Raw genomic sequence first — 24861 nt, 5'->3', positions numbered from 1 at the left:
CCAAATAGGAACTTTGACCCGCCTCTTCAAGCGAGATTATCGTCCGCGTCTTTGTAATCAGCGTAGGCCAGCAGTGATGGCACTGATGTAATGTGGATCGTGCCTTTTCCAACCTCAATGATCTCGCGGCGGCGAAGTTCGCCCAGTACGCGGTTCACGGTCTGACGCGAAGAGCCCGTCGCATCCGCCAGAAAGCTCTGGTTCTGGTAGATCGTGTTGGAGCGATCACGGATTTCCAGCAGGTATCGTGCGATCCGCTGCGGCACCGCCAGCGCGCGGTCGGCGGCGCAGTATTGGTTGTGGCTCATGTAGGCATTGCAGGCCGCAGCTGCGAGCACCTGAACGCAGCGCATGTCGGTCATTAACTCCAGCATCTGCGCTTGTGTAAAGACAACCAGTGCAGTGCTGGCCGCGACGTGGCAGGTGGCAGCGTATGGCACGCCCGCAATCGTCTCTGCCGTGCCAAGGTCATCGCCCGCTTCGGACACCTTTACGGGGAGCCGCAGACCATTTTCGCTGAGGTAGATAATCTCTACTCTGCCTGAGCCGACGATCATCGCACCGACGGGCATTTCGCCCTGCCTGACGATATCCTTGTCCTCCTGCACCACAACCAAACGGCCCGCGTCAATGAACGCGGCCCGTTCATCCTCTGGCAGAGCGGAAAGAAGCGGAGCGGACATGATTGCGGGGTATCGCTGCGAATGGCGCAGCGATTTGTTACAGGGCTGGTAGGTCGAGTTCAGAGCAGCTGATATAGGCACAGAGCAAGAATACACGGTCTACGTTGCAAAGCAAAAGCAGGTTGTGCGGACTGTACGCACACACAGTCCACACAACCTGAACCTTACAAACTCGTAACTACTTACCCATGAGGGGATTCGTTCAGCCTTATTGTCAATTAGGCGACACTTAAGCCGAGAAACCTCTGGATAAGTGAATCAGGCGTAGTTCTCCACTGGCGGGCAGATACAAGTCAGGTTGCGGTCCCCCCACACGTTGTCGACGCGGTTCACAGGGGCCCAATACTTGTCGACGCGGAAAGATCCGGCAGGGTAGCAGGCCTCTTCGCGGGTGTACGGACGGTCCCATTCACCAACGAGGTCTTCGACGGTATGGGGCGCGTTCTTGAGCGGATTGTTGTCCGCTGGCCATTTACCCTCTGCCACCTTGTCGATCTCCGTACGGATTTCGAGCATCGCGTTGCAAAAGCGGTCAAGCTCCGCTTTGGTCTCGGACTCCGTCGGCTCCACCATCAAGGTGCCAGCAACGGGCCAGCTCATGGTCGGAGCGTGGAAGCCGTTGTCGATGAGGCGTTTGGCGATGTCGTCCACCGTGATATCACAGCTATCCGCAAACGGGCGTGTGTCGATGATGCACTCGTGCGCCACGCGGGACGAACGGCCCTTGAACAGCACGTCGTAGCCCGCCTCCAGTCGCTTCGCGATGTAGTTGGCATTGAGGATCGCGACCTTGGTGGCTTGGGTCAGGCCTTGCCCGCCCATCATCAGCACGTAGGCCCAAGAGATCAGCAGGATCGACGCCGAGCCCCACGGCGCAGCCGAGACCGGGCCTTCGGAGCCGCCCGTTTCGGGGTGACCGGGCAGGAACGGCGCGAGGTGCGATTTCACACCGATCGGGCCCATGCCGGGGCCACCGCCGCCGTGCGGGATGGCAAAGGTCTTGTGCAGGTTGAGGTGGCTGACATCGCCGCCGATCTCGCCCGGCTTCACCAGACCAACCATCGCGTTGAGGTTCGCGCCATCGATGTAAACCTGACCGCCGAATTCATGCGTGATGCTGCACACTTCGCGGACGGTCTCTTCGAACACGCCGTGAGTGGACGGATAGGTGATCATGCAAGCGGCGAGGTTTTCGCCCGCTTTCTCGGCCTTGGCGCGGAAGTCCTCCACGTCGATGTCGCCGTTCTCGGCGGACTTCACCACGACGACCTTCATGCCGCACATCTGCGCAGACGCGGGATTGGTGCCATGTGCGGACATCGGGATGAGGCAGATGTTGCGCTGATCGTCGCCGCGCGAACGGTGATAGGCCTGAATGGTCAGAAGGCCCGCGTATTCGCCCTGCGCACCCGAATTCGGCTGCATCGACATGTTGTCGTAGCCCGTGATCTGACAGAGCTTGTCCGACAGGTCGGTGATCATCTCCTGATAGCCCGCAGCCTGATCGACTGGCGCGAAGGGATGCATGAACGCGAACTCGGGCCACGTGATCGGCATCATCTCGACCGCAGCGTTCAGCTTCATGGTGCAGGAGCCGAGCGGGATCATCGCGCGATCAAGCGCAAGGTCACGGTCCGACAGACGGCGCATGTAGCGCATCATCTCGGTCTCGGCACGGTTCATGTGGAAAATCGGGTGCTCAAGGTACGCCGAGGTGCGCATGACCGCATCGGGGATGACATAGCGGTGCGTCAGGTCATCGTCGGAGGCATTGATACCGAACGCACGCCAGACGGCTTCGATGGTCGAACGGCGGGTGCGCTCATCGAGGCTGATGCCGACTTTGGTGGTGCCGATTTTTCGCAGGTTCACGCCTTCTTCGACCGCAGATTTCATCACGGCACCTTGGAACGGGCCGACCTCGACGGTGACGGTGTCGAAATAGACGTCCGGCTCGACTTTAAAGCCCGCCGCTTGCAGTCCGCGCACGAGGCGAACGGTCTTGCGATGGATACGCTGCGCGATGGCTTTGAGGCCAACTGGGCCGTGGAACACAGCGTACATCGAAGCCATGACAGCCAGCAGCGCCTGAGCGGTACAGACGTTCGACGTCGCCTTCTCGCGGCGGATGTGCTGTTCACGGGTCTGAAGCGCGAGGCGCAGCGCGCGGCCACCGCGGCTGTCGACCGAGACACCGACGATACGGCCCGGCATGGAGCGCTTGTACTCTTCCTTACACGCGAAATAGGCGGCGTGTGGACCACCATAGCCGAGCGGAACGCCAAAGCGCTGGGTCGTGCCAACGGCAATATCGGCACCCATCGCGCCCGGTTCCTTGAGCAGGGTCAGCGCCAACGGGTCAGCGATGACGATACCGATGGCTTTGGCCGCGTGCAGCGCTTCCATCTGCGCGGTAAAATCGCGGACGTGACCGTAGGTGCCCGGATACTGGAAGATCGCGCCAAAGACTGCCTCCGCATCCAGAACATCAGGCGAGCCGACAATGATTTCGATGCCCAGCGGCTCGGCGCGGGTTTTCATGACGGCGATGTTCTGCGGGTGGCAGTTTTCGTCGACGAAGAACGCCTTGGCTTTGGACTTGGCCACACGCTCTGCCATCGTCATCGCTTCGGCAGCGGCGGTCGCCTCATCCAGCAGCGAGGCATTGGCGATCTCGAGACCGGTCAGGTCGCAGATCATGGTCTGGTAGTTCAGGAGCGCTTCGAGACGGCCCTGCGAGATCTCGGGCTGATACGGCGTGTAGGCCGTGTACCACGCAGGGTTTTCGAGGATGTTGCGCTGGATCGCGGGCGGCGTGACCGTGCCGTAGAAGCCCTGCCCGATCAGGCTGGTCATCACCTTGTTCTTCTTAGCCACATTGCCGAGGAAGTGCAGCAACTCGCCCTCGGACTTGGGCTTACCGAAGTCCAGCGGCTCCGCCTGACGGATCGACGCAGGAATGGTTTCTTCGATCAACGAGTCGAGGCTATCCGCGCCGACCACCCTGAGCATTTCGGACATTTCCGATGGGCTCGGACCGATGTGGCGGCGGTTGGCAAAGTCGTAGGGGCGGTAATCGGTAGGAGTGAAGGTCATCCCGTGTCCTCAGGCAAAAGCTATCCCGGAGGATGCCGAGACACCCCCTGAATTTATTCCGAAAAGAGCCCGCCCGAAGGCGGGACCAGATCAGCCGATGTGTTCTTTGTAGGCGGCTTCGTCCATCAGCTCGTCGAGCACGGACATGTCTTCGATCTTCATCTTGAAGAACCAGCCGTCATTCAGCGGATCTTCGTTCACGAGCGCCGGATTGTCAGTCAGTACATCGTTGACCTCGACAACTTCTCCATCGAGGGGGGCGAGGATCTCGGAGGCCGCCTTGACGGACTCGATGACGACAACTTCGTCGTCCTTGCTGATTTCGGTGCCTTCTTCCGGCAGTTCGACGAACACGATATCGCCGAGCTGTTCAGTTGCGTATTCGGTAATGCCTACGACAATCAGATCGCCTTCGACCCGCAGCCATTCATGTTCTTCGGTATATTTCATGTCCATGGTCTCCGTGTTGGACATCAGCGTTTATAGGTGGAAGGACGGAACGGGAGTGCCGTCACTTTAGCGGGAAGGCGTTTGCCACGCACTTCTCCGAAAATAACTACGTCATTGTGTGCAAGTTCCGTTGGAACATACGCCATCGACATCGGGCGCTCGATTGACGGTCCGAATGCGCCCGACGTGACGACGCCAATCGGCTCTCCGCCTTCGGCATCCGCGAAAAGACGCGTGCCTGCGCGCATCGGGGCGCGGCCTTCGGGCAGCAGCCCAACACGCTTGCTCGGCGCGCCGTTTTCAATTTCGGCGATGATAAGGTCCGCACCAGGGAATCCGCCTGCCCGCTCGCCAGTCACGCGCACCTTCTGGATCGCCCAGAGGAGATCGGCAGCCGCAGGCGTGGTCACTTCGTCGATGTCGGAACCATAGAGGCACAGACCCGCCTCAAGACGCAGGCTATCGCGCGCGCCGAGGCCAATCGGAGCGACCGCATCATCGGCCAGAAGTCGGCGGGCGAAGGCTTCGGCATGTTGGTCGGGCACTGATATCTCGAATCCGTCCTCGCCGGTGTAACCCGAACGGCTGATCCAAAGCTCGCCAAATTCGGTGTCGATGGTGGCCACGTCCATGAACTTCATCGCGGCCACGTCCGCAATCGGCTGAAGCGCGGCTTCGGCTTTCGGTCCCTGAAGCGCAACGAGCGAGCGGTCAGTCACCTCGATCACGTCGACGCCTTCGAGCGCAGACCGCATGTAGGCGATATCGGCATCCTTACATGCAGCGTTGACGACCACGAACAGATGGTCGCCGCGGTTGGCAAACATCAGGTCGTCGCGGATGCCGCCGTCATCGTTGGTGAAAAGGCCGTAGCGCTGACGGCCCTCTTTTAGGCCCTGCACGTTCATCGGAACCAGCGCCTCGAATTTGGCCGCGACATCATCCCCGCGCAGGATGACTTGACCCATGTGGCTGACATCGAACAGGCCCGCATTCTCACGGGTCCAGAGGTGTTCTTTCATCACGCCCATCGGGTACTGCACAGGCATGTCGTAGCCTGCGAAAGGCACCATCTTGGCACCCAGTTCCAGATGAAGATCGAAAAGCCCCGTGCGTTTCATATCGCTCATGTCCACTCCAGCATCAGGGTCTCCGCCCGTTGTCGATGCCCCCTCTGTCCCTTCGCCTGAGATCGTTATCCCTTCGGCGGGCGCGCTGCGCCTCTCTCCAGAGTGTTTGCACGTGCAAGGTCCATTTGCCTGAGAGTTTCCCGGGGCGGTTGCTCCTTCGGCACTGGCGATCCAGTTCTCCCGAACACGTAAGTTTCCGATAGGAAATTTATCGGGGGTCGTCTAGTGGGAAAATACGACCATCCGCGTTTTATTTGCGGCACCGATGACCGATGTAGCCAAAATAGGCAAGGCGCTATATACATAGGCGAAATTGAATGTGATGAGGGAGGAGCCATTATGGCCATCACACGTCGGACGATGATCATGGGCACTGCCGCGCTAGCCGGAACCCTGCCCTTTCGCCTTCATGCCTCGACAACGGTCGGCAATTACACGGTCGACACGCTGTCCGATGGCAACCTGATTTTGCCTGCGGGTTTTATCCTCGGCGAGCATGTGAACGACGCTGCCGATATCCTCGCGCGGTACGACCTCGGCACAGAGCAACTGACCCCCGATTGCAACGTGACGCTGCTCCGCGATGGCGAGAATACCGTCCTGATCGACGTCGGGTCTGGCATGAACTTCCAGCCCAGCGCAGGCCGCTTGGTCGACTCGCTGGACACGCTGGGTGTCGCACCGGAGGACGTCACGCATGTCCTCTTCACCCACGCGCACCCTGACCACCTCTGGGGCGTGCTCGACGATTTCGACGAGCCGGTGTTCTACAACGCCCGCCACATGATCGGACGTGCGGAGCGTGACTACTGGCTCGACCCCGAAACGGTGAACACCATCGGCGAAGAGCGTATGGCATTCGCTGCTGGGGCGCTTCGCTATCTAAATGCCGTCGAAATGGACGTTTTCGAGGATGGTGATGATGTCCTTTCCGGCCTTCAGGCCGTTGGCACGCCGGGGCATACCCCCGGTCACATGGCGTTCGCCGTGAACGGCTCCGATCCGCTGGTCATTGTCGGCGACAGCATCGGCAATCACCACGTCGCGTTCGAACAGCCGCAGTGGGAGCTTGGCTCGGATCAGGATGGCGAACTCGGCGCGGCGACGCGGACCGCGCTGCTGGACCGTCTGAATGCGGACAAGGCGATGCTGATCGGTTTCCACTTCCCCTTCCCCGGCATCGGACACGCAGAAAAATCGGGCGACGGCTACCGTTTCATTCCCGCCTGACGCGTACTAGGGTCGCTGCGACTGACTTAAGGTGGTCGCAGTGACACCCGTAGAACTTTCCGACATTTACCGTGGCTACATCGACTGTCTGAACAGGCAGGATTGGGACAACCTCGGCGATTTTGTCCATGACGATGCTGAGCACAACGGCAATCAGATCGGGCTCTCGGGCTACCGCAAAATGCTGGAGCGGGACTTTCGCGAAATCCCCGACCTGCGGTTCAACATCGGCCTCCTGATCGCAGAGCCGCCGCATATCGCCGCGAAGCTAGAGTTCGACTGCACGCCAATGGGCGAATTCTTCGGCCTGCCCATCAACGGCAAGCGCGTACAGTTCGACGAGAACGTGTTCTACAGGTTCGAAGACGGCAAAGTCCGGCAAGTCTGGTCGGTAATCGACCGCAAATCCGTCGAAGACCAGCTATGAAAAAGGGGCCTATCGGCCCCTCCTTTATTACTGTGCTGCCATCGGCATTCGCGCCGCCTGACATTGCTCCCACAGGTCCGAGAGCGCGCCGATCAGCTTTTCGATGTCCTCGTCGGTGTGAACGGGCGACGGTGTGATACGCAGACGCTCGGTGCCCTTGGGGACGGTCGGGTAGTTGATCGGCTGGATATAGATGCCGTGCTGGTCCATCAGCACGTCCGATAGCCACTTACACTTCACCGGATCGCCGACCATCACCGGAATGATGTGGCTCGGGTTATCGATGTGCGGGATGCCTGCTTTGTCGAGCATTGCACGAACCTTGGCGACCTTTTCCTTCTGGCCGTCACGCTCTTCTGCGGAAACTTTGAGGTGACGGATCGCGGCACACGCACCCGCGGCCACGGCGGGCGGCAGTGCTGTGGTAAAGATGAAGCCCGAAGCGAACGAACGGACGAAATCGACCAATTCGCGCGAGGCGGTGATGTAGCCACCCATGACGCCGAACGCTTTGCCCAGCGTGCCTTCGATGACGGTGATACGGTCCATCAGACCTTCGCGCTCTGCCACGCCGCCACCGCGGGGGCCGTACATGCCGACAGCGTGCACTTCGTCGAGGTAAGTCATCGCGTTGTACTTGTCGGCGAGGTCACAGATTTCCTTGATCGGGGCGATGTCACCATCCATCGAGTAAACGGACTCGAATGCGATGAGCTTCGGCTGTTCGGCAGGCAGGCTCGCAAGATGACGCTCGAGGTCTTCGAGATCGTTGTGTTTCCAGATGATGCGCTGCGCCTTGGAATGACGGATGCCTTCGATCATCGAAGCGTGGTTCAACGCGTCCGACAGGATCACGAGACCGGGGATCTTTGCGCCAAGGGTACCCAGACCGGCCCAGTTCGAGACGTAACCGGAAGTGAACAGCAGCGCGGCTTCCTTGCCATGCAGATCGGCCAGTTCGCGCTCCAGAAGGACATGGTGATGCGTCGTGCCCGAAATGTTGCGTGTACCGCCCGCACCGGCGCCGACCTTATCCAGCGCATCATGCATGGCGGACAGGACGACAGGATGCTGACCCATGCCGAGGTAATCGTTAGAGCACCAGATCGTCACCTTGCGGACGCTATCCTCAATGAAGTTCGCCGCTTGAGGGAAATTGCCGCGTTCACGCTCGAGATCGGCAAACACGCGGTAGTTTCCTTCATCGCGGAGCTTGTCCAGCTCCGAGCGGAAGAAGTTCTGATAGTCCATGATTATTCTCCGGCAGCTTCGCGGGCGATTTCGTCAAGAAGTGCCTGAACTTCCTGCATCTCGCCTTCGGGTTGGGTGCGGTAGCCCACGGTCACTTCGCCTTCCCGTTCGAAGACAAAGACCGCATACGGACAGTGCGCGATATTGAGGGGGTCAATCTCCATCATCTTGCGCGACAGGGCTGCCGAGCAGAAGTTGTAGACGTCGGCCTTGTCAAAGAGCGTCACATCGGAGCCGACATCCTCGCCCGTGCGGGCAAGCATTTCTCCGGTGTGGCTGACCCAGTCGACCACCAGTCCCCGCCCCGTGATCGCCGATTCCAGTCCGAAGATGGCATCGTCGAAGGTGCCATTCACGTCATAGGTCACTGCTTCCTGCGCAAAGGCAGTCGAAGCGGTCAGTGCGACCAGTGCGGAAATGGCAAAACGGTTCATGGCAAAAGCCCCTCAGTCTGCGGTGTTGATAAAGCCACATCAAAAACGTGGCTTTGATCTATATCATGTTTCGGAGCATGTAGCTTCCCTCGCGGCTACAACCAAGGGGGAAGCGCTCCGATTACTGATCGACCGATTTCAGGTAATCGATCACCGCGTCGATATCACCCTGATCACGTAGACCCGCAAAGCTCATACGGGTACGCGGCATAGCGTCACGCGGGTTTGCAAGAAATGCGCCAAGGCGTTCCTCATCCCACGTCTCGCCGTTGGCGTGAGCCTCTTGGAAAACATCGGAATAACGGAAATCTTCGAGTGCTCCGATCCCGCGACCGACAATGCCGTTGAGCTGCGGACCGGTGCCGTTACGCGCGCCGTCACCGACCTTGTGACAGGCGCGGCACTTGCCGAAGACACGCTCACCAGCGGCCGCGAGTTCAGGATCGAAGGCCGCCATTTCCACAGCAGGTTCTTCGGCCGGAGCTTCCTCGGTGGTTTCTTGGGCTGCGACTTCGGTTGTCGATTCCTCGGTTGTTGTGGCAGCTTCTTCGTTCAGAGCATCTTCTTCCGAAGCGCCCTCTTCTTCAGGCGTCACGTCGAGCACGCTGGCGTGCATCGTGATCTCCACCTCGTCCTTGCAATTCTCCATGCAGATGTCGGCACGAATGAAGACGGGGAATTCGGTGTCCATGCGGTCGTCCATGAAGAAGTTCTCTTCGTTGGGCAGTCGCACTTCGGTGAAGTTGTCGCTCGACAGGGTGAAGTCGTCCTCGACCTCGTTGTTGAGGTACAGAAGGTAAGCGGTAATCGCGTAGACTTCGTCAGGTGTGAGGGTCGACGCATCGCCGAACGGCATGGCGCGATTCACGTAGTCATAGACGGTCGACAGGTAGGGCCAGTACGACCCGATAGTCTTCACCGGATCTTCGTTTTCCAGCGTTCCCTGCCCGCCTGCGAGCACCGGCCAGCGACCAACAGCTTCACCGAAGTCGCCGTGACACATGGCACACTTTTCGACGAAAACTTCTTCACCGGTCCAGACATCACCAGAGCCTTCGGGAAGACCCATACCATCGGGACGAATGTCGGTGTTCCAAGCCGCGACTTCTTCGGTCAGTGCAGGACGTCCAAGGCCATAGCCGCCTTCGATCGACGGCGCATGGCCTGCAGCTTCCATTTGCGCGGCGAGTGCTGCGGCAGCCTCCGCGTCGGCAGCAGCTTGCGCTTTGACCTCTTCGGCGTAGGCCGCGCGAACCGCGATGGCCTCGCGCACAGGCGCGGGAATGTCGACGACCAGCTGGTCGGCCATCATGTAGGAAATCGCGAGGATGCCTGTCGCGCCGCCCAGAGCGGGGACGAAGATCTTAAGAAATTTCGACATTTTCAGCCTCGCCGTTCTCGTTGACATACCAAGTCTGGATGCCGTTGTTGTGGTAGATCGAATTCTCGCCACGGATGGCGCGCAGCTCGTTTTTCGTCGGCTGCACGTATCCGGTACTGTCGTGGGCGCGGGATTGCAGAAGCAAGGGCGAGCCGTCCCATTCGAATTCGTAGTAGAAGCGGTGAACCGACTTGTTGAACGACGGACCGCTCATGCGGGCCTGATGCCAGTTCTTGCCGCCGTCGAGGGTCACGTCCACGCGCGGGATCGTGCCACGGCCCGACCATGCGATGCCGGTGACCACAGTCCAGCCTTTGCCGTGGGTGATCGGTGCTTGCGGCGACGGGCTGGTAATGACCGACTTGGCGTCCATCTCCCATGTGAAGCGGCGGGCCTGACCGTTGGCGAGAAGGTCGGTGTACTTCGACGTTTCTTCGCGGTGGTGCCAAGGCTCGTCACCCACTTCGAGGCGGCGGAGCCACTTGATCCACATGTTGCCTTCCCAACCGGGAACGACGAGGCGAACAGGGTAGCCCTGCTCGGGGCGAAGCGCTTCGCCATTCATCTTGAACGCAACAAGACAGTCGTCGAGCGCCTTTTCCATCGGGATCGAACGGGTCATGGCAGACGCATCGGCACCTTCAGCAAGCAACCACTTGCCACCTGCCTGAACACCCGCTTCTTCGAGCAGAAGGCGCAGCGGGATGCCCGTATACATGACGTTGTGGATCATGCCGTGGGTGAACTGACAGCCGTTGAGCTGCGCGCCCGCCCATTCCATGCCCGAGTTCGCCGCGCATTCGAGGAAGTAGACGTGGTTCTCACGCGGGTAACGCATCAGGTCTTCCAGCGTGAACACGATTTCCTTGTCCACGAGACCATTGATCATCAGGCGGTACTCTGCCGGATCGACGTCAGCGACACCGCCGTGGTGGCGTTCGAAGCACAGACCGTTGGGCGTGATGATACCGTCAAGTTCGTGGAGCGGCGTGAAGTTGACCGAGCTGATCGGGTCGGCAGTCAGCCACGGGACGTCGCGGCGCACGGCCTCGGAAGCGTACTTTGACGGCACACCGTAGGGACGCGCGTCGACGCCATCGCCAAGCTGGTTGCGCCACGGTTGCAGTTCGGTGATCGCCGGATCGGGCGCACCTTGGGCACGCGCGAACGACGCGCTGACAGCGGCACCGCCAGCAGCCATGGCGCCGGTCAGGAAATTCCGGCGGGACGGCTTTGTGCCTTTGATTTTGATATCCATCCTGTTTTCCTCCGGTTAGACGCCGCTGACCTGCACCGACGTATTCGGCGCTACGGAAACGGTGCCAAGTTTGCGGATGTGCGATTCCACCACGTCCCAGATCGCCGGACCTTCGGTGCCTTCATTGACACTCGCCCAGCCTGCGACGACGTAGCTCTTGGCCGGATCGAGCTGTTCGCCGGTCTTGAGCATGGTGATGTTGGAGATGCGCTCGCCGATCGGCTTGCTGACGTCGATGTGGTAGCCAAGGCCGCCCATACGCACCATGTCGCCGCCCTGCTGGTAATAGGGATCGGGGTTGAAGATGTTGTCGGCAACGTCTTCCATGATGGTGTGGATGAACTCGCCCGTCATCTCTGTGCGGTAAGCGTTCGGGTAGGTCATCGAGGTCACGCCAAAGACGTCCTCACGGGTAATCTGCTGACCGGGGATCAGCGACGGACCCCAGCGCACGCCGGGCGACATGGCAATCTCTGCATCACGCTCTTCGAGCAGCGCGTCACAGATCAGATCGTCCCACGAGCCGTTGAAGTTACCGCGGCGGAACAACGTGGTGTCGTCGGCGACGGTGCCGAGCACTTCGCTCAGTTCGCTCTGGAACGGCGCACGTTCGGCTTCGATCGCGGAGGCCATTTCGGCATCGGCTTCGATGACATCGGAGAAGATCGGGATCAGTTTGTGACGGAAGCCCATCATACGGCCGTCGCGTATATCGAGGTCGATACGGCTGACGAACTTGCCGTGCGAGCCCGACGGAATGACGATGGTTTCACCGACGAGGTACGGCTCCGGCAGTGCGTCGTGGGTGTGACCCGACAGCACAACATCGATGCCCTGCACGCGTTCAGCCATCTTCTTGTCCACGTCGAAACCGTTGTGGGACAGGACGACGACGCATTCGGCGCCCTTGGCGCGGCATTCGTCGACCATGGCCTGCATGTTCTCGTCGCGGATACCGAAGGAGTAATCGGGGAACATCCAGCCAGGGTTGGCGATCGGCATGTAGGGGAACGCCTGACCGATTACGGCGATCTTCACGCCGCCACGTTCGAAGAACTTGTAGGGCGCGAATTCCGCAGCGGGTTCATCCCACATCGCGTCGAAGATGTTCTGGCCCAGCGCGGCGAAGGGGAGGTTTTCGACGATCTCGCGGACGCGGTCCTGACCCAGCGTGAATTCCCAGTGGAACGTCATCGCGTCGGGCTTGAGCAGGTTCATGGTGTTGACCATGTCCTGACCTTGGGTGTGGTAGCAGGTGTAGCTGCCCTGCCACGTATCGCCACCATCAAGCAGCAGCGCGTCGGGGCGGTCGGCGCGGATCGCCTTTACCACGGTCGCGATACGGTCGAGTCCGCCCATCTTGCCGTAGCCTTTGGCGAGCGAGGCAAAGTCGTTGTAGGTCAGCGCATATGCGGACGGGGAGCCATCCTCGATGCCGTACAGACGACGGAAGTCCGCGCCAGTGATGTGCGGCACCTCGCCCTTGTTCTCGCCCACGCCGATATTGATCTCCGGCTCGCGGAAATACATCGGGTTCAGTTGGGCGTGGATGTCGGTCAGGTGGATCAGAGACACGTTGCCGAAAGTCTCGAACGACAGCAGGTCGTCCTGCGTCAGGAGTTGCTGCGCCGCCAGACGGCCCCAATTACCAAACCCCGAGGCACCGACGATGGCGCTGGCCGCCATGCTTGCCTGTAGAAAATCACGACGCGAGATCATGTCACTCGATCCTTCTTCGCATTCTGAAAATTGAATATTTTAGCTAGGAGAAAGCCCGCATCCACATGGAATGCGGGCCTGCCTAGGTGCTTAGTTACGAACCGACGGGCCTTCGACAGAGAGGCCGTTACCGCGGCTTGCAACGTACAGTTCGAGAGCGATGAAGTCTTCGCTGCCGACTGCGTAGGTCTCTGCACGGGTATCGCGGACACAACCCTTGAAGCGCGAGTGAACGCCGTTCAGCTTCGCATTCTTCAGACGGTAGGTCGGGAAGCCGTTGATCTGGCCCTGGCTGAGGTGGTCAGCGCGGATCATGTTACCATAATTCTGCTCGTGGCAGTTCGCGCAGGAGAGCTCGAGCTGACCGGTGCGGGTATAGTACATGTCACGACCCTGTTCCCACATGGCCTGGGCAGGTCCGTCGATGGCGACGTTGATGGTGTCACCACGACCGGCGTAGGAAATCAGACCTTCCATGGCGAGCATGTCGCCACCGTCGTACTTCCACTCCTCGGCGCCCATATTCTCGGTACGGCAGGCATTGATCTGCATCGCGAGAGTACGGACTTCCTCGGCGTTGTCGTTCCACTTGGGATAGGTCGCACGCACACCGGCCATGCCCTCTTCGGCAGCGCCGTGGCAATCCGCGCAGGACTTGTTCTCGGTGCCTTCGGCGGTGCCCCAAGCGACCATGGCGTCTTCGACAGCGAGCATGCCCGGATTGTCGAAGTCGTCCATCTGCATGGCTTGGGTTTCATCGGAGCGGTAGAGCCAGCCCGAAGTGACTTCCGAAAGAGCGCCATCAAGGTGTGCCGGCGCGTCAGCGCGGGTCACGATCTCGGTTTCGCCGTTGATGACAAGCTCGGCGCTCTCGTCAGCGACGGCAGTGGATGCAGCAAGGGCGATCAGCCCGTACACAGCACCCTTAAGAGCCGTTTTCATCATTATTGATCCTCCCCTTGTGACGCGATCAGCCCTTAGCTGACCGCGATTTCCTTGGTGTCCTCGTAGACCGAACCGTCATCGTCATACCAAGTGAAGGTAAACGCGCCGCTTTCCGGCACGGTGGCCTGGAATTCGAAGTATGGGTTGGTCGAGATTGCCGGCTCGAGAGTGACGTCGATAACGTTCTGGCCGTTAAAGTCACAAGTGAAGCGGTTGATGATCGAACGCGGGATCGGGTTGCCGTCGCCGTCTTTGCGCTGGCCCGACTCCATCGGGTGCGAAATCAGGGTCTTGATGGTGATGACTTCACCAGCAGTGGCATCGCGGGGAACGCGGACGCGGGGTGTTACGTTGTCTGCCATTTTCTCTCTCCGATGCCTTAGCCGCCGCAGCCGCCGATGGTGACCTTAACTTCTTTCGAAGCGCGAACGAACGAGCCGTCCGACATCTTCGCGATGGCGATGACGTCCTGCGTACCAGCAAGGCGAATACGGGTCGAAGCCATCTGCGCACCCGCAAGCGGGCCGAAGTTGAAGGTTGCGACCGCGGGGGTCGGGTTGCCAGCAGCAAGCACCAAGATCGCGGTCGCGCCCGGAGCGTCGACTTCGATCGGCACAGTGTTGCCGTTTTCGGCGATTTCCGGTGCGGTGAGGGTCAGACCACCCTCGCCGACTTCGGCACCACCAGTGAATGCATTGATCGCTTCATCAGCGGCAGCCGAAGCGCGGAACGGCAGCATTGCGGCCACCGAAGCGCCCGTCGCCAGCAGGATCATTTCTCTGCGGTTCAGGTTCATGTTGTCTCCTTAGAATACGGTTGGATCAGTCGGTCAGCGTCTGCAGGTACGCGACGACATCCTCGATTTCCTGCGCGGTCAGCAGCGGCGGAAGTGGCTCTTCGCCTGCCTTGCCGGTGAACGCATCGCCCGGACGGATGTAACCGCTAGTCTTGTAGAACGCGGGCATCATCGTGTCGGGGAATGTGTGTTTCGCGTTCGCGACGATACCGCGAAGTTCGGCTTCGCTGCGGTAGCCGCCCACGCCGTCGAGCATCGGCCCGACCTCGCCATGGAACGGATAATCCGCGAGAGCCGTAACTTCGTGGCAGGCGATGCAGTTGCCTTTGCCACGCGAAGTCATAACAACGATGCCGTTTTCCGGATCGCCAGCTATGCCAGTCAGAGAAGCAGTGACCTCACCATACTCTTCGTAAACGACATCTGCCGGAGCAACGTCCTCTGCCGAAGCGACTGTGGCGGCCAAAGCCAGACCGGCCGTCATTTGAATGATGCTCTTCATGAGCCCTCCCTGATCATCATATGCGGCTTAATGAATACCTTAGTGCACACCATTCGCCGCTGACAACGATAAATTCAAAAATTTGAATATTGCTGCTCTGCGGCGGGCCTCAACGTATGCGCGAATTGTCGCAGGCTGTCAATCGGACAGCCCGCCCTCCTCGATCATACGCGCATGATATTTCTGGAAATTCTCGTCGCCGAGGTAACCTTCGTCGACCACCCAGCGTAGCAGGTTATAGGTGGTCCATTTACCGAAAGCGCCCGGCATCACCGCTGCAGCTGCATCCATTCCGGCAACGCCGTCTTCCACTTCTTTCGGATAGAAAATCAGCGTCGGCGTGAAAAGAATCCCCCAGTTCTTGACCATCTCTTTTTCAGGCAGAGTCGTTCCGTCGAAATCGGTGACTTCGACATCGCCGAACATATTGATCTGAACGACAAAGTAGTTGTCCTCGATGTACTGGGAGATGGTCTCGTTGGGGAACACCTCCTCGTGCATCTTGGTGCAGTAAATGCAGCCGCGCTGCTCGACCATGATCAGCAGGCGCTTGCCCTCTGCGGTCGCTTCGTCGAGGTCTTCGCGCAGATCCTTGAAGGTGTCGCGCATCCACGTTTCCTTGTGCAGCCCGTCGTCGCCGAGCGTGGCTGCGCTAGCGACCGACGTCCAAAGACACGCGGCAAGCAAAGTCAGTAGTTTCCGCATCGGATTCTCCTCCCGTATTGCGAAATCAGAGTATGTTGGTGAACCAAGGCATCGCCTTGATCATCCAGTCCGCGATCACGTTTACGCTCCCCGTCGCGATGAGGATACCGAACACGATCAGCATGACGCCCATGACTTTTTCAACATAGGCCAAATATTTGCGGTTCCTACGCGCCCAGCCAAGGAACGGCTTGGCAAAGAACGCAGCGATGACGAACGGCGAGGTCATGGCGACACCGTATACCAGCAGCAGAAGGCCCCCTTCCCAGACGTTGCCCATACCGCCCGCCATGAACAGCACCGAGGCCAGCGCAGGCCCGACGCAGGGCGTCCAACCAAAGCCAAAGGCAAGGCCCATTACGTAGGCGCCAGCTAGGCCCGCCGGCTTTTTCGTCGAGTCGAGGCGCGCCTCGCGGTAAAGCAGACCTATGCGGAAAATGCCGAGGAAATGGAGGCCGAAAACGATGAGGATCGCAGCGGCCACATAGGCCAGCACCGATTTCCATTGCGCCACGAATTGCCCCGCAGTCGTCGCGCCCATCCCCAGCAAAACAAAGATCGTCGTGACACCCAGCGCGAACGCGATGGAAGCCAAAATCAGCCGACGCTGCGCACCAGGCGCAATTTCATCGTCGCCTTGCAGTTCCGCCATCGACATCCCGCCCATATATGACAGGTAGAACGGAACCATGGGCAACACGCAGGGCGTGAAGAAAGAAAGCAGACCGGCAATCGCTGCACCGAGATAACTGATCTCCATTGCGGCATCCTTGATGAATTCACATATTCATATTACGCTAGATGACTAGTCGTACGCCGGTCAAACGAATTAGGAGACCGAAGCTGAAGTACCTTATCGCAGCCTTATCAATACTTGTAGCGGCACCTGTCGCAGCCGAAACGCAGCTTCTGATGGTGCGCGAAACGGGCTGTTTTTGGTGCGCCCGCTGGGACGCCGAAGTCGGCGACGCCTATGACAAGACGACCGAGGGCAAGGCCGCACCTCTGGTTACAGCGGATCTGCATGGCTCGCTGGACGCCTATGACTTCGTGCGCCCCGTTGTTTTCTCGCCGACTTTCGTGCTGATCGAAGACAACGTCGAACTGGGCCGGATCGAAGGATATCCGGGCGAAGATTTCTTCTGGGGCTTTCTCGGAAACCTGCTAGCGGAGGCCGAATTACCCGCGCCGAATATCTGACTTATGGGTGATAGCGTTAACAACTCGGGTGAACTGGGACCTATTGGGGACTTGAAACGTAGACAAAGATCAGTAAGTCGCGATGGAACGCTCTACAAAAAGCTGGGATTGGGACATGGGTGAGCTCGCTATCAGCCTCGCTGACATGGCGAAGATGGAGAAGAATTCGACGGATGCCGCGAATTTTCTCAAGGCGATCAGTCATGAGGGTCGCCTCATGATCCTCTGCCATCTGGCCTCCGGCGAAAAGTCGGTAACCGAACTCGAAGAACTTATCTCGGCCCGTCAGGCCGCGGTATCCCAGCAGCTTGCCCGCCTGCGCCTCGAGGGTCTCGTGGTGCCGCGACGCGAGGGCAAGACCATCTACTACAGCTTGACCGACGACCGTCCCCGCCAGATTATCAACGTGCTCTACGAGATGTTCTGCGAACGATCGTGAGTGCGGCCCTTGGGTCGCCAAGGGAGGACACTTTATGATCGACTGGCTCGGAGACGGGACCATGGCCGCTATTGTCGGCCTCGCTACCGGCATCATGCTCGGACTAGCAGCTCGCCTCGGGCGCTTCTGCACGCTCGGCGCAATCGAGGATTACTTCTACGGCAACAATGACTTGCGCCTCCGGATGTGGGGCGTGGCGATCGGTGTGGCTGTGCTCGGAACCTTCGGGCTGATGGCAGTCGGCCTGCTCCGCCCCATGGATACGATCTACCTCGGCTTCGGGTTTGCGCCCATTGGCGCTATCGTTGGCGGTCTCGTTTTCGGCTACGGCATGGCCCTTGCGGGCAACTGCGGTTACGGCGCTCTCGCGCGATTGGGCGGCGGCGATCTGCGGAACTTCGTCATCGTGGTGGTTATGGGCATCGCTGCCTTTGCCACGATTAGCGGCCCCCTCGCCTATCTTCGTGTCGCGGTCTTTCCGCAAGGTCGCGCCGATGCTCCAGCGGGTATCGCGCATACGCTTGGCAATATCGTAGGCGTTTCGCCGAACCTCATCGGAATTGCCGCCGGCCTCGTAGTCCTAGCGGCCACCATCGCCCCGTCGCACGTCCGCAAAGCGCCTGAGTACATCGCATGGGGCGCTGTCGTCGGCTTGTCGGTCGTCCTTGCTTGGGCGGGGACACAGTGGATCGCCGAATATGCGTTCAACCCCGCTATCGTCGCGAGCCACACCTTTGCCGCCCCACTGGGCGAGACGATCCTTTGGACCATGACCGCCAGCGGGAGCTCGCTATCGTTCGCAGTCGGTTCGGTCTGCGGCGTGTGGTGCGGCGCGTTCCTCGGCTCGCTGATCAAGGGCCACTTCCGCTGGGAAGCCTGCGAAGACCCGCGCGAACTTCGCCGTCAGGTCTTTGGTGCGGCCCTTATGGGCGTCGGCGCCGTTGTAGCCATGGGGTGCAGCATTGGACAGGGCCTGTCTGCCATGTCCGTCCTGTCATGGTCCGCCCCTCTGGTCGTCGCGAGCATCTTTGCGGGCGCTTGGTTGGGGCTTCGTCAGCTTATCGCCGGCTGGGCTCCTGCCGAATAATCACATCGCGCGTTCGAGGAAGTTGAGCCAGTTGCCGTTAGCGATCTTGGCCGTGAGCTCGGTCCCGTAGCCGTGTGCCTGCATGGCTTGGATCAGATCGTAGAGGCCCATGACATCGCCAATGGCTTTGGGAATGACCGCTCCGTCAAAGTCGGAGCCAAGCGCAACACGGTCCTCACCCATGATCGACAACAGATGGTCGAGGTGCCGCATCATCGGGTCGAAACCCACGTTTTCATCGCGGCGCCCGTCGTCACGCAGGAAGGCGCAACCATAGTTCAAACCCACGATCCCGTCCGTCTCCGCCATGATCTTCAGCTGGCGATCGGTGAGGTTACGGGAGGACGGCGTGATGGCATGGGCATTCGAGTGCGTTGCCATCATCGGCTGGCTGGAGAGCGCGGCGACATCCTCGAAGCCTTTTTCGTTCAGGTGCGACAGGTCGATCAGGATGCCGAGGCGGTCGCATTCGGCAACCAATCGCTTTCCAAGGTCCGTCAGACCCGCGCCATGATCGGGCGACGACGGAAACGCAAAGGGCACGCCTTCACCGAACAGCGTCGGACGGCTCCACACAGGGCCCAGCGACCGCAGGCCCATGTCGTACCATAGTTGCAGATGATCAAGCTCTGGCCCGATCGCCTCCGCCCCTTCCATGTGCATGATTGCCGCGATCTTCCCGCTTTCGATTAAAGGACGGATCTGTTTACCGCTCTCAACAATGACGAAATCGCCGCCCGAGACCCGCTCCATCTGACGCAGACAGGCCGCTTGGGTCATCGCGGTTAGCACGGCATCGGCCTGCGACAGCATGGGCGGCAGGTTCAGGTGATAGGGCAGCGTCTCCATCTGTGCCTCGAAATCGAGGCCGGAGCCATCGTCGGGCGACGGCACCCAGATCGCGAAAAAGCCACCCGCGAAGTTCGCCTCTTTCATGCGGGGCAAATCGAGGTGGTGCGCACCCACGCCTTCCAACCACATGGCTTCCCTCTTGTCGGGGGACACCGAGGACACGCGGAAGAGGAAATCGTTGTGGCCATCGAATACGGGAATTGAGGTCATTTTCGCTCCTGTGCTTGCTTCCGTAGGCTAGCCCGTGGCACGAGAGAGGCAATACATTGTGAGAGCACTAATGATTGACCTGATTATTTTCGATTGCGACGGCGTCCTCGTGGACAGCGAGATCATCAGCGCGGAGGTTCTGATCGAAGAATTGCGCAATGTCGGCATCAAAATTGATCGGGACTATGTTCGCATCCACTGCCTTGGCCGCAGCTTCCCGACCGTCGCGAAGGCGATCCGCGAGAGCCACAGAACGCCGCTTCCCGACGATTTCGAGATGCGCTACCGCAACACGCTACTGGAGAGGTTCGAGACCCGCCTTCGCCCAACAGAGGGTATTGCGGAGATGCTCGAACAGCTCGATATCCGTCGCTGCGTTGCAACATCTTCCAGCCCCCCGAGGGTCGCGAGAACGCTCGAACTCACCGGCCTCGACAAGTACTTCGGCGAGCATGTTTATACCGCCAGCCTCGTCGAGCGCGGCAAGCCCGCGCCTGACCTTTTTCTCCATGTTGCCAAGGAGATGGGCATTCCGAAAGAGCGCATTCTCGTCGTTGAGGACAGCATTCCGGGCATCACGGCAGCCAAGGCCGCAGAGATGAATGTACTGGCCTACACGGGCGCTTCGCACCTGCGGAATCTCGGGATAAGATTGCCTGACGATACGCAATCCTTTGACAACTGGTCCGATTTCGCACACCTCTTACGACAATTTTGAGAGAGGGAGAAATCTGTGACTGTCGGACGTTTCACGCCCGAAACTACGCGACTGGACGACGCTGCTCGTGCCGGTTGGCTGTATTATGTCGCAGGCAACACCCAAGACGAAATCGCCCGCAAACTGGGGGTCTCCAGACAGTCCGCGCAGCGCCTCGTTGCGATGGCCGTGAGCGAGCGTCTGGTCAAGGTTCGCCTCGACCACCCGATCGCCAGATGCATGGATCTGTCGCAAGCGATCCTCGAAAAATTCGGGCTGCAATTCTGCGAAGTTGTCCCCTCTGACCCCGAAGCGCCGAACCTCATGGCAGGCGCAGCCATCGCCGCCGGAGCGGAGATCGAACGCACTTTGAAGACCGACGAAGAGCGTATTATCGCGCTCGGAACTGGCCGCGCGTTGAAAGCCACGGTTGAGCAGGTTCCGCGCATGCATTGCCCCCAGCACCGCGTCGTCTCGCGGCTGGGCAACATGATGTCAGACGGCTCCGCAACGCCTTATAACGCTACGATTCAGCTCGCCGAACGCATCAACGCGGTGCAGTATCCCTACCCGCTTCCGGTGCTCGCGAACTCCAGCGAGGAACTCGGCACCCTCTTCGGCCAAGAGGCGGTGAAGAACACGCTGAGCCTCTGCGAGCGGGCTGACCTGACGCTGGTCGGCATCGGTCAGATGGACAGCACCGCGCCGCTGTTCGTCGACGGCTTCCTGACCCGTGACGAGGTCGACGAAATTCAGGCCCGCGGCGCTGCGGGCGAGATCACCTCGTGGATTTACGACGACAGCGGCGAGATCATCGACTGCGCGTTCAATCGCCGTGTGGCCTCTGCGCCGCTCCGTCCGGCGTGTGATCAGCGGTTCATCGGCGTGGCCGTCGGGCCATCCAAAGTTCGAGGTATCATGGGGGCTCTCAGGGGCCGCCTGATCTCCGGTCTGATCACGAGCGAATCAACCGCCGAAGCGATTCTCTCGGCCGACTGATTCTCCGCCCAACCCACCAATTCGTCGCATGATTTGCTTCGCCGCAGCGCAGCAATAAGCCCTGCCGTCAGCGCATACCTGTACTTCCGTACAAGCATTTCTCAAACGCATAACTGATTTCATTGAATTTTTCTGGCCTACTGCGCTGCAGCTAGGGTCAGGGATTGACATGAATCGGCCTTTTCGCGAACATTTGCCCACTAACGTAGCAATTGCCCATCAAGGGCATTGGGAGGAAAATATGACAATGACTGTGCGCGCGCTTCTCGGCGCGACTGCTCTGTGCTCGGCCGCTGCTCTCGCAAACGCTGAAACGCTGACCATCGCCACCGTTAACAACGGTGACATGATCCGCATGCAGGGTCTTGACGATGACTTCACCGAAAAGACCGGCATCGAGCTGGAGTGGGTCACCCTCGAAGAGAACGTTCTTCGCCAGCGCGTAACCACCGACATCTCGACCAACGGTGGCGCATTCGACATCATGACCATCGGCATGTACGAAACCCCGATCTGGGGTGCGAACGGCTGGCTCGTCCCGCTCGACGATCTTTCGGACGAATACGATGCAGACGACATCCTGCCGGCAATGGCTGGCGGTCTGAGCCACGACGGCACCCTCTACGCTGCACCGTTCTACGGTGAATCGTCGATGATCATGTACCGCACCGACCTGATGGAAAAAGCTGGTCTGGAAATGCCGGACGCTCCGACCTGGGAATTCATCCGCGAAGCAGCGGCTGCAATGACCGATCGTGACGCCGACATCAACGGTATCTGTCTCCGCGGTAAAGCCGGCTGGGGTGAAGGCGGTGCTTTCATCACTGCAATGGGTAACTCCTTCGGCGCCCAGTGGTTCGACATGGACTGGAACGCAACCTTTGACGGCGAAGCTTGGGCAAACACCCTCAACTTCTACAAAGGCATGATGGACGAGTCGGGCCCGGCTGGTTACGCAACCAACGGCTTCAACGAAAACCTCTCGCTGTTCCAGCAGGGCAAGTGCGGCATGTGGATCGACGCAACCGTTGCTGCTTCGTTCGTCACCAACGCAAACGAGTCGGAAGTTGCTGACAGCGTAGGCTTCGCACTGGCACCCGATAACGGTCTGGGCAAGCGCTCGAACTGGCTCTGGGCTTGGGCACTTGCCATCCCGGCAGGTTCGCAGAAGCAAGACGCTGCTAAGCAGTTCATCGAATGGGCAACCTCGAAGGACTACATCGAGCTCGTCGCTGAGAACGAAGGCTGGGCAAACGTACCGCCGGGCGCACGTACCTCGCTGTACGAAAACCCGAACTACATGGAAGTTCCGTTCGCTCAGATGACCCTGGACTCGATCCTGTCGGCTGACCCGCTCGACTCGACCGTGAATGAATCGCCGTACGTTGGCGTTCAGTTCGCCGCTATCCCGGAATTCGCTGGCATCGCCACCGAAGTTTCGCAGGAATTCTCGGCAGCTTACGCCGGTCAGCAGACCGTCGAAGAAGCTCTTGAGAAGGCACAGGCGATCACCAACGACGCAATGGAAGCTGCTGGCTACCGCTAATAGTCTCCTCCAACGCAGGGGGGCGGCCGTAGGCTGCCCCCCTGTTTTCCACTTTCCCCGCACAACTCGTTTAAATTTTCAGGTGGTGTCATTACTGCCAACAGAGGAAGTGTATCATGGCAACACAACACTCTCGCTCAGCTGCCCGCATTATGATGGCGCCGGCGGTTACCCTCCTTCTGGGATGGATGCTCGTTCCGCTGATCGCCACGCTGTACCTCTCTTTCCGAGACTACAGACCGATGCGCGGCGGCGACCTCGGCTTCGCTGGTTTGGAAAACTACACGCGCTTTATTGGCAGCAGCTCTTTCTGGCCCAGCATCCTCACCACCTTGATTATCGTTGGCGGCGTACTCGCCATCACCATCGTTTTCGGTGTTCTTCTCGCCCTTCTCCTTGACCGCCCGATGTGGGGCCAAGGCGTCGTGCGTATCCTCGTTATCGCACCGTTCTTCGTCATGCCCACCGTTTCGGCGCTCGTCTGGAAGAACATGTTCATGGACCCGACCAACGGCCTTCTGGCCCACCTGTGGCGCTTCTTCGGAGCGGACCCGGTGGTCTGGATGTCGGAACAGTCGCTCCTGTCGATCATCATCATCGTCAGCTGGCAGTGGCTGCCGTTCGCGACGCTCATCCTTCTGACGGCGATCCAGTCGCTCGACGGTGAGCAGCTCGAAGCATCGGAAATGGACGGCGCTCCGACGCTGGCCCGCTTCTGGTACATCATCCTGCCGCACCTGAGCCGCGCGATCACCATCGTCCTGCTCATCCAGACGATCTTCCTGCTGTCGATCTTCGCCGAGATCTTTGTGACCACCGGCGGTGCATTCGGCACGAAGACCCTCACCTACCTCATCTTCCAGCGCATCAGCGAAAGCCAAGCTGTCGGTCTGGGTTCCGCAGGTGGTGTCTACGCAATCATTCTCGCCAACATCGTTGCCATCTTCCTGATGCGCATCGTCGGCAAAAACCTGGACTAAGGGGGCGATCATGGCACGTTCTGTTACTACGCAGCAAAAAGCGATCAACACTGCCCTCGCATGGGCCGTCGGTCTGCTGATCTTCTTCCCGATCCTCTGGACCATCCTGACCAGCTTCAAAACCGAAGGTCAGGCTATCTCGGATCCGCCGGTGTTCCTGTTCTTTGACTGGACGCTCGAGAACTACCGCGTTGTTCAGGAACGTTCGAACTACACGAACTTCCTGTGGAACTCGATCTTCATCTCGGTCGGCTCCACCCTGCTCGGTCTTCTGGTGGCAATTCCTGCCGCGTGGTCGATGGCCTTCACGCCGTCCAAGCGCACCAAGGACATCCTGATGTGGATGCTCTCCACCAAGATGCTGCCGGCTGTTGGCGTTCTCTACCCGATCTACATCGGCGCGGCCAAAATGGGCCTGCTCGATAGCCGCACTGCACTGGTTATCGTCATTATGCTCATCAACCTGCCGATCATCATCTGGATGCTCTACACCTACTTCCGCGAAATTCCGGGCGAGATCCTCGAAGCGGCTCGTATGGATGGCGCATCGCTGAAAGAAGAGATCGTCTACATTCTGACTCCGATGGCTGTACCGGGCATCGCATCGACCCTGCTGCTCAACATCATCCTCGCTTGGAACGAAGCGTTCTGGACGATCAACCTGACGGTGACCAAAGCAGCACCTCTGACGGCCTTTATCGCAAGCTACTCCAGCCCCGAGGGCCTCTTTTACGCAAAACTCTCTGCAGCCTCGACCATGGCGATCGCACCGATCCTCATCATGGGCTGGTTCAGCCAGAAACAACTTGTCCGTGGCCTGACCTTCGGCGCCGTGAAATAAGGG

Annotated in this window: 26 protein-coding genes and 1 riboswitch; of the genes, 10 read left to right on the top strand and 16 right to left on the bottom strand. The window is 59.6% G+C overall.

The annotated features are described in order from the left end of the window. Positions 1 to 26 precede the first annotated feature (26 nt). The 4 genes from HCZ30_RS01380 to gcvT form a co-directional block, all read right to left on the bottom strand. Positions 27 to 683 (bottom strand): Crp/Fnr family transcriptional regulator, encoded by a 657-nt coding sequence (locus tag HCZ30_RS01380; RefSeq protein ID WP_167635971.1) that lies wholly within the window; start codon positions 681 to 683, stop codon positions 27 to 29. Between the two features lie 258 nt (positions 684 to 941). Continuing rightward, the gene (gene gcvP, locus HCZ30_RS01375) at positions 942 to 3779 is read right to left on the bottom strand and encodes an aminomethyl-transferring glycine dehydrogenase (protein ID WP_167635970.1); all 2838 of its coding nucleotides are present in this window, start codon (positions 3777 to 3779) and stop codon (positions 942 to 944) included. A 90-nt stretch (positions 3780 to 3869) separates the two neighbouring features. Continuing rightward, positions 3870 to 4229, bottom strand: coding sequence for a glycine cleavage system protein GcvH (gcvH, locus tag HCZ30_RS01370; protein WP_167635969.1), 360 nt, complete (start codon positions 4227 to 4229; stop codon positions 3870 to 3872). 23 nt (positions 4230 to 4252) lie between these two features. Continuing rightward, complete coding sequence (gene gcvT / locus HCZ30_RS01365) at positions 4253 to 5359, bottom strand: glycine cleavage system aminomethyltransferase GcvT (RefSeq protein ID WP_167635968.1); 1107 nt, start codon at positions 5357 to 5359, stop codon at positions 4253 to 4255. Between the two features lie 107 nt (positions 5360 to 5466). Further along, positions 5467 to 5552, bottom strand: a riboswitch (glycine riboswitch). Positions 5553 to 5698: 146 nt separating this feature from the next. Here gcvT and HCZ30_RS01360 point away from each other — a divergent pair. Then, entirely contained in the window at positions 5699 to 6589 is an 891-nt protein-coding gene (locus HCZ30_RS01360; RefSeq protein WP_167635967.1) for an MBL fold metallo-hydrolase, read from the top strand. Positions 6590 to 6629: 40 nt separating this feature from the next. Continuing rightward, a complete protein-coding gene (locus HCZ30_RS01355; protein ID WP_167635966.1) occupies positions 6630 to 7016 on the top strand; it encodes an ester cyclase in 387 nt (128 codons plus the stop codon). 27 nt (positions 7017 to 7043) lie between these two features. Here HCZ30_RS01355 and hemA read toward each other — a convergent pair whose 3' ends face one another. The 11 genes from hemA to HCZ30_RS01300 all read right to left on the bottom strand — a co-directional run bounded on the left by hemA (position 7044) and on the right by HCZ30_RS01300 (position 16767). After that, the gene (hemA, locus tag HCZ30_RS01350) at positions 7044 to 8267 is read right to left on the bottom strand and encodes a 5-aminolevulinate synthase (RefSeq protein WP_167635965.1); all 1224 of its coding nucleotides are present in this window, start codon (positions 8265 to 8267) and stop codon (positions 7044 to 7046) included. Positions 8268 to 8269: 2 nt separating this feature from the next. Continuing rightward, positions 8270 to 8701, bottom strand: coding sequence for a DUF302 domain-containing protein (locus HCZ30_RS01345; protein WP_167635964.1), 432 nt, complete (start codon positions 8699 to 8701; stop codon positions 8270 to 8272). Between the two features lie 121 nt (positions 8702 to 8822). After that, positions 8823 to 10082, bottom strand: a complete 1260-nt coding sequence (locus HCZ30_RS01340; RefSeq protein ID WP_167635963.1) for a c-type cytochrome — start codon at positions 10080 to 10082, stop codon at positions 8823 to 8825. Then, on the bottom strand, positions 10066 to 11340 hold the full coding sequence (soxC, locus tag HCZ30_RS01335) for a sulfite dehydrogenase (RefSeq protein WP_167635962.1): 1275 nt from the start codon (positions 11338 to 11340) through the stop codon (positions 10066 to 10068). Before soxC ends, HCZ30_RS01340 begins: the two co-directional genes overlap by 17 nt. A gap of 15 nt (positions 11341 to 11355) precedes the next feature. Then, positions 11356 to 13059, bottom strand: a complete 1704-nt coding sequence (soxB, locus tag HCZ30_RS01330) for a thiosulfohydrolase SoxB (RefSeq protein WP_167635961.1) — start codon at positions 13057 to 13059, stop codon at positions 11356 to 11358. A gap of 90 nt (positions 13060 to 13149) precedes the next feature. Then, positions 13150 to 14004 carry a sulfur oxidation c-type cytochrome SoxA gene (gene soxA, locus HCZ30_RS01325; protein ID WP_167635960.1) on the bottom strand — a complete coding sequence of 285 codons (855 nt, stop codon included), beginning with the start codon at positions 14002 to 14004 and terminating at the stop codon, positions 13150 to 13152. Between the two features lie 32 nt (positions 14005 to 14036). Next, on the bottom strand, positions 14037 to 14366 hold the full coding sequence (gene soxZ, locus HCZ30_RS01320; protein ID WP_167635959.1) for a thiosulfate oxidation carrier complex protein SoxZ: 330 nt from the start codon (positions 14364 to 14366) through the stop codon (positions 14037 to 14039). Positions 14367 to 14383: 17 nt separating this feature from the next. Beyond that, the gene (soxY, locus tag HCZ30_RS01315) at positions 14384 to 14800 is read right to left on the bottom strand and encodes a thiosulfate oxidation carrier protein SoxY (RefSeq protein WP_167635958.1); all 417 of its coding nucleotides are present in this window, start codon (positions 14798 to 14800) and stop codon (positions 14384 to 14386) included. A gap of 25 nt (positions 14801 to 14825) precedes the next feature. Next, on the bottom strand, positions 14826 to 15302 hold the full coding sequence (gene soxX / locus HCZ30_RS01310; RefSeq protein ID WP_167635957.1) for a sulfur oxidation c-type cytochrome SoxX: 477 nt from the start codon (positions 15300 to 15302) through the stop codon (positions 14826 to 14828). 138 nt (positions 15303 to 15440) lie between these two features. Next, positions 15441 to 16007 carry a thioredoxin family protein gene (locus HCZ30_RS01305; protein WP_167635956.1) on the bottom strand — a complete coding sequence of 189 codons (567 nt, stop codon included), beginning with the start codon at positions 16005 to 16007 and terminating at the stop codon, positions 15441 to 15443. Positions 16008 to 16032: 25 nt separating this feature from the next. Next, positions 16033 to 16767: a cytochrome c biogenesis CcdA family protein gene (locus HCZ30_RS01300; RefSeq protein WP_167635955.1), complete on the bottom strand. Its 735-nt coding sequence runs from the start codon at positions 16765 to 16767 to the stop codon at positions 16033 to 16035. 152 nt (positions 16768 to 16919) lie between these two features. Here HCZ30_RS01300 and HCZ30_RS01295 point away from each other — a divergent pair, with 152 nt between their 5' ends. The 3 genes from HCZ30_RS01295 (at position 16920) to HCZ30_RS01285 (ending at position 18733) form a co-directional block, all read left to right on the top strand. After that, complete coding sequence (locus HCZ30_RS01295; RefSeq protein WP_246212508.1) at positions 16920 to 17207, top strand: hypothetical protein; 288 nt, start codon at positions 16920 to 16922, stop codon at positions 17205 to 17207. Between the two features lie 115 nt (positions 17208 to 17322). Beyond that, positions 17323 to 17646, top strand: coding sequence for an ArsR/SmtB family transcription factor (locus HCZ30_RS01290; protein ID WP_167636251.1), 324 nt, complete (start codon positions 17323 to 17325; stop codon positions 17644 to 17646). Between the two features lie 34 nt (positions 17647 to 17680). Further along, positions 17681 to 18733 carry a YeeE/YedE family protein gene (locus HCZ30_RS01285; RefSeq protein WP_167635953.1) on the top strand — a complete coding sequence of 351 codons (1053 nt, stop codon included), beginning with the start codon at positions 17681 to 17683 and terminating at the stop codon, positions 18731 to 18733. Here HCZ30_RS01285 and HCZ30_RS01280 read toward each other — a convergent pair whose 3' ends face one another. Further along, positions 18734 to 19795: a dipeptidase gene (locus tag HCZ30_RS01280; RefSeq protein WP_167635952.1), complete on the bottom strand. Its 1062-nt coding sequence runs from the start codon at positions 19793 to 19795 to the stop codon at positions 18734 to 18736. It abuts the gene before it with no gap. Positions 19796 to 19865: 70 nt separating this feature from the next. Between HCZ30_RS01280 and HCZ30_RS01275 the strand changes: the two genes are divergently transcribed. From HCZ30_RS01275 to HCZ30_RS01255, 5 genes are all read left to right on the top strand, one after another. After that, the gene (locus tag HCZ30_RS01275) at positions 19866 to 20513 is read left to right on the top strand and encodes an HAD family hydrolase (RefSeq protein WP_167635951.1); all 648 of its coding nucleotides are present in this window, start codon (positions 19866 to 19868) and stop codon (positions 20511 to 20513) included. A 15-nt stretch (positions 20514 to 20528) separates the two neighbouring features. Next, positions 20529 to 21491, top strand: a complete 963-nt coding sequence (locus HCZ30_RS01270; protein ID WP_167635950.1) for a sugar-binding domain-containing protein — start codon at positions 20529 to 20531, stop codon at positions 21489 to 21491. 247 nt (positions 21492 to 21738) lie between these two features. Next, positions 21739 to 23037, top strand: coding sequence for an ABC transporter substrate-binding protein (locus tag HCZ30_RS01265; RefSeq protein ID WP_167636250.1), 1299 nt, complete (start codon positions 21739 to 21741; stop codon positions 23035 to 23037). A gap of 116 nt (positions 23038 to 23153) precedes the next feature. Continuing rightward, the gene (locus tag HCZ30_RS01260) at positions 23154 to 24017 is read left to right on the top strand and encodes a carbohydrate ABC transporter permease (protein WP_167635949.1); all 864 of its coding nucleotides are present in this window, start codon (positions 23154 to 23156) and stop codon (positions 24015 to 24017) included. 10 nt (positions 24018 to 24027) lie between these two features. Beyond that, the gene (locus tag HCZ30_RS01255; protein ID WP_167635948.1) at positions 24028 to 24858 is read left to right on the top strand and encodes a carbohydrate ABC transporter permease; all 831 of its coding nucleotides are present in this window, start codon (positions 24028 to 24030) and stop codon (positions 24856 to 24858) included. Positions 24859 to 24861: the final 3 nt, after the last annotated feature.

Source organism: Marivivens donghaensis (assembly GCF_011806565.1).
In the GTDB taxonomy this organism is placed as follows: Bacteria; Pseudomonadota; Alphaproteobacteria; order Rhodobacterales; family Rhodobacteraceae; genus Marivivens; species Marivivens donghaensis_A.
The sequence above is the reverse complement of the archived record's forward strand: the minus strand, read 5'-3'. Positions and strand labels throughout refer to the sequence as shown.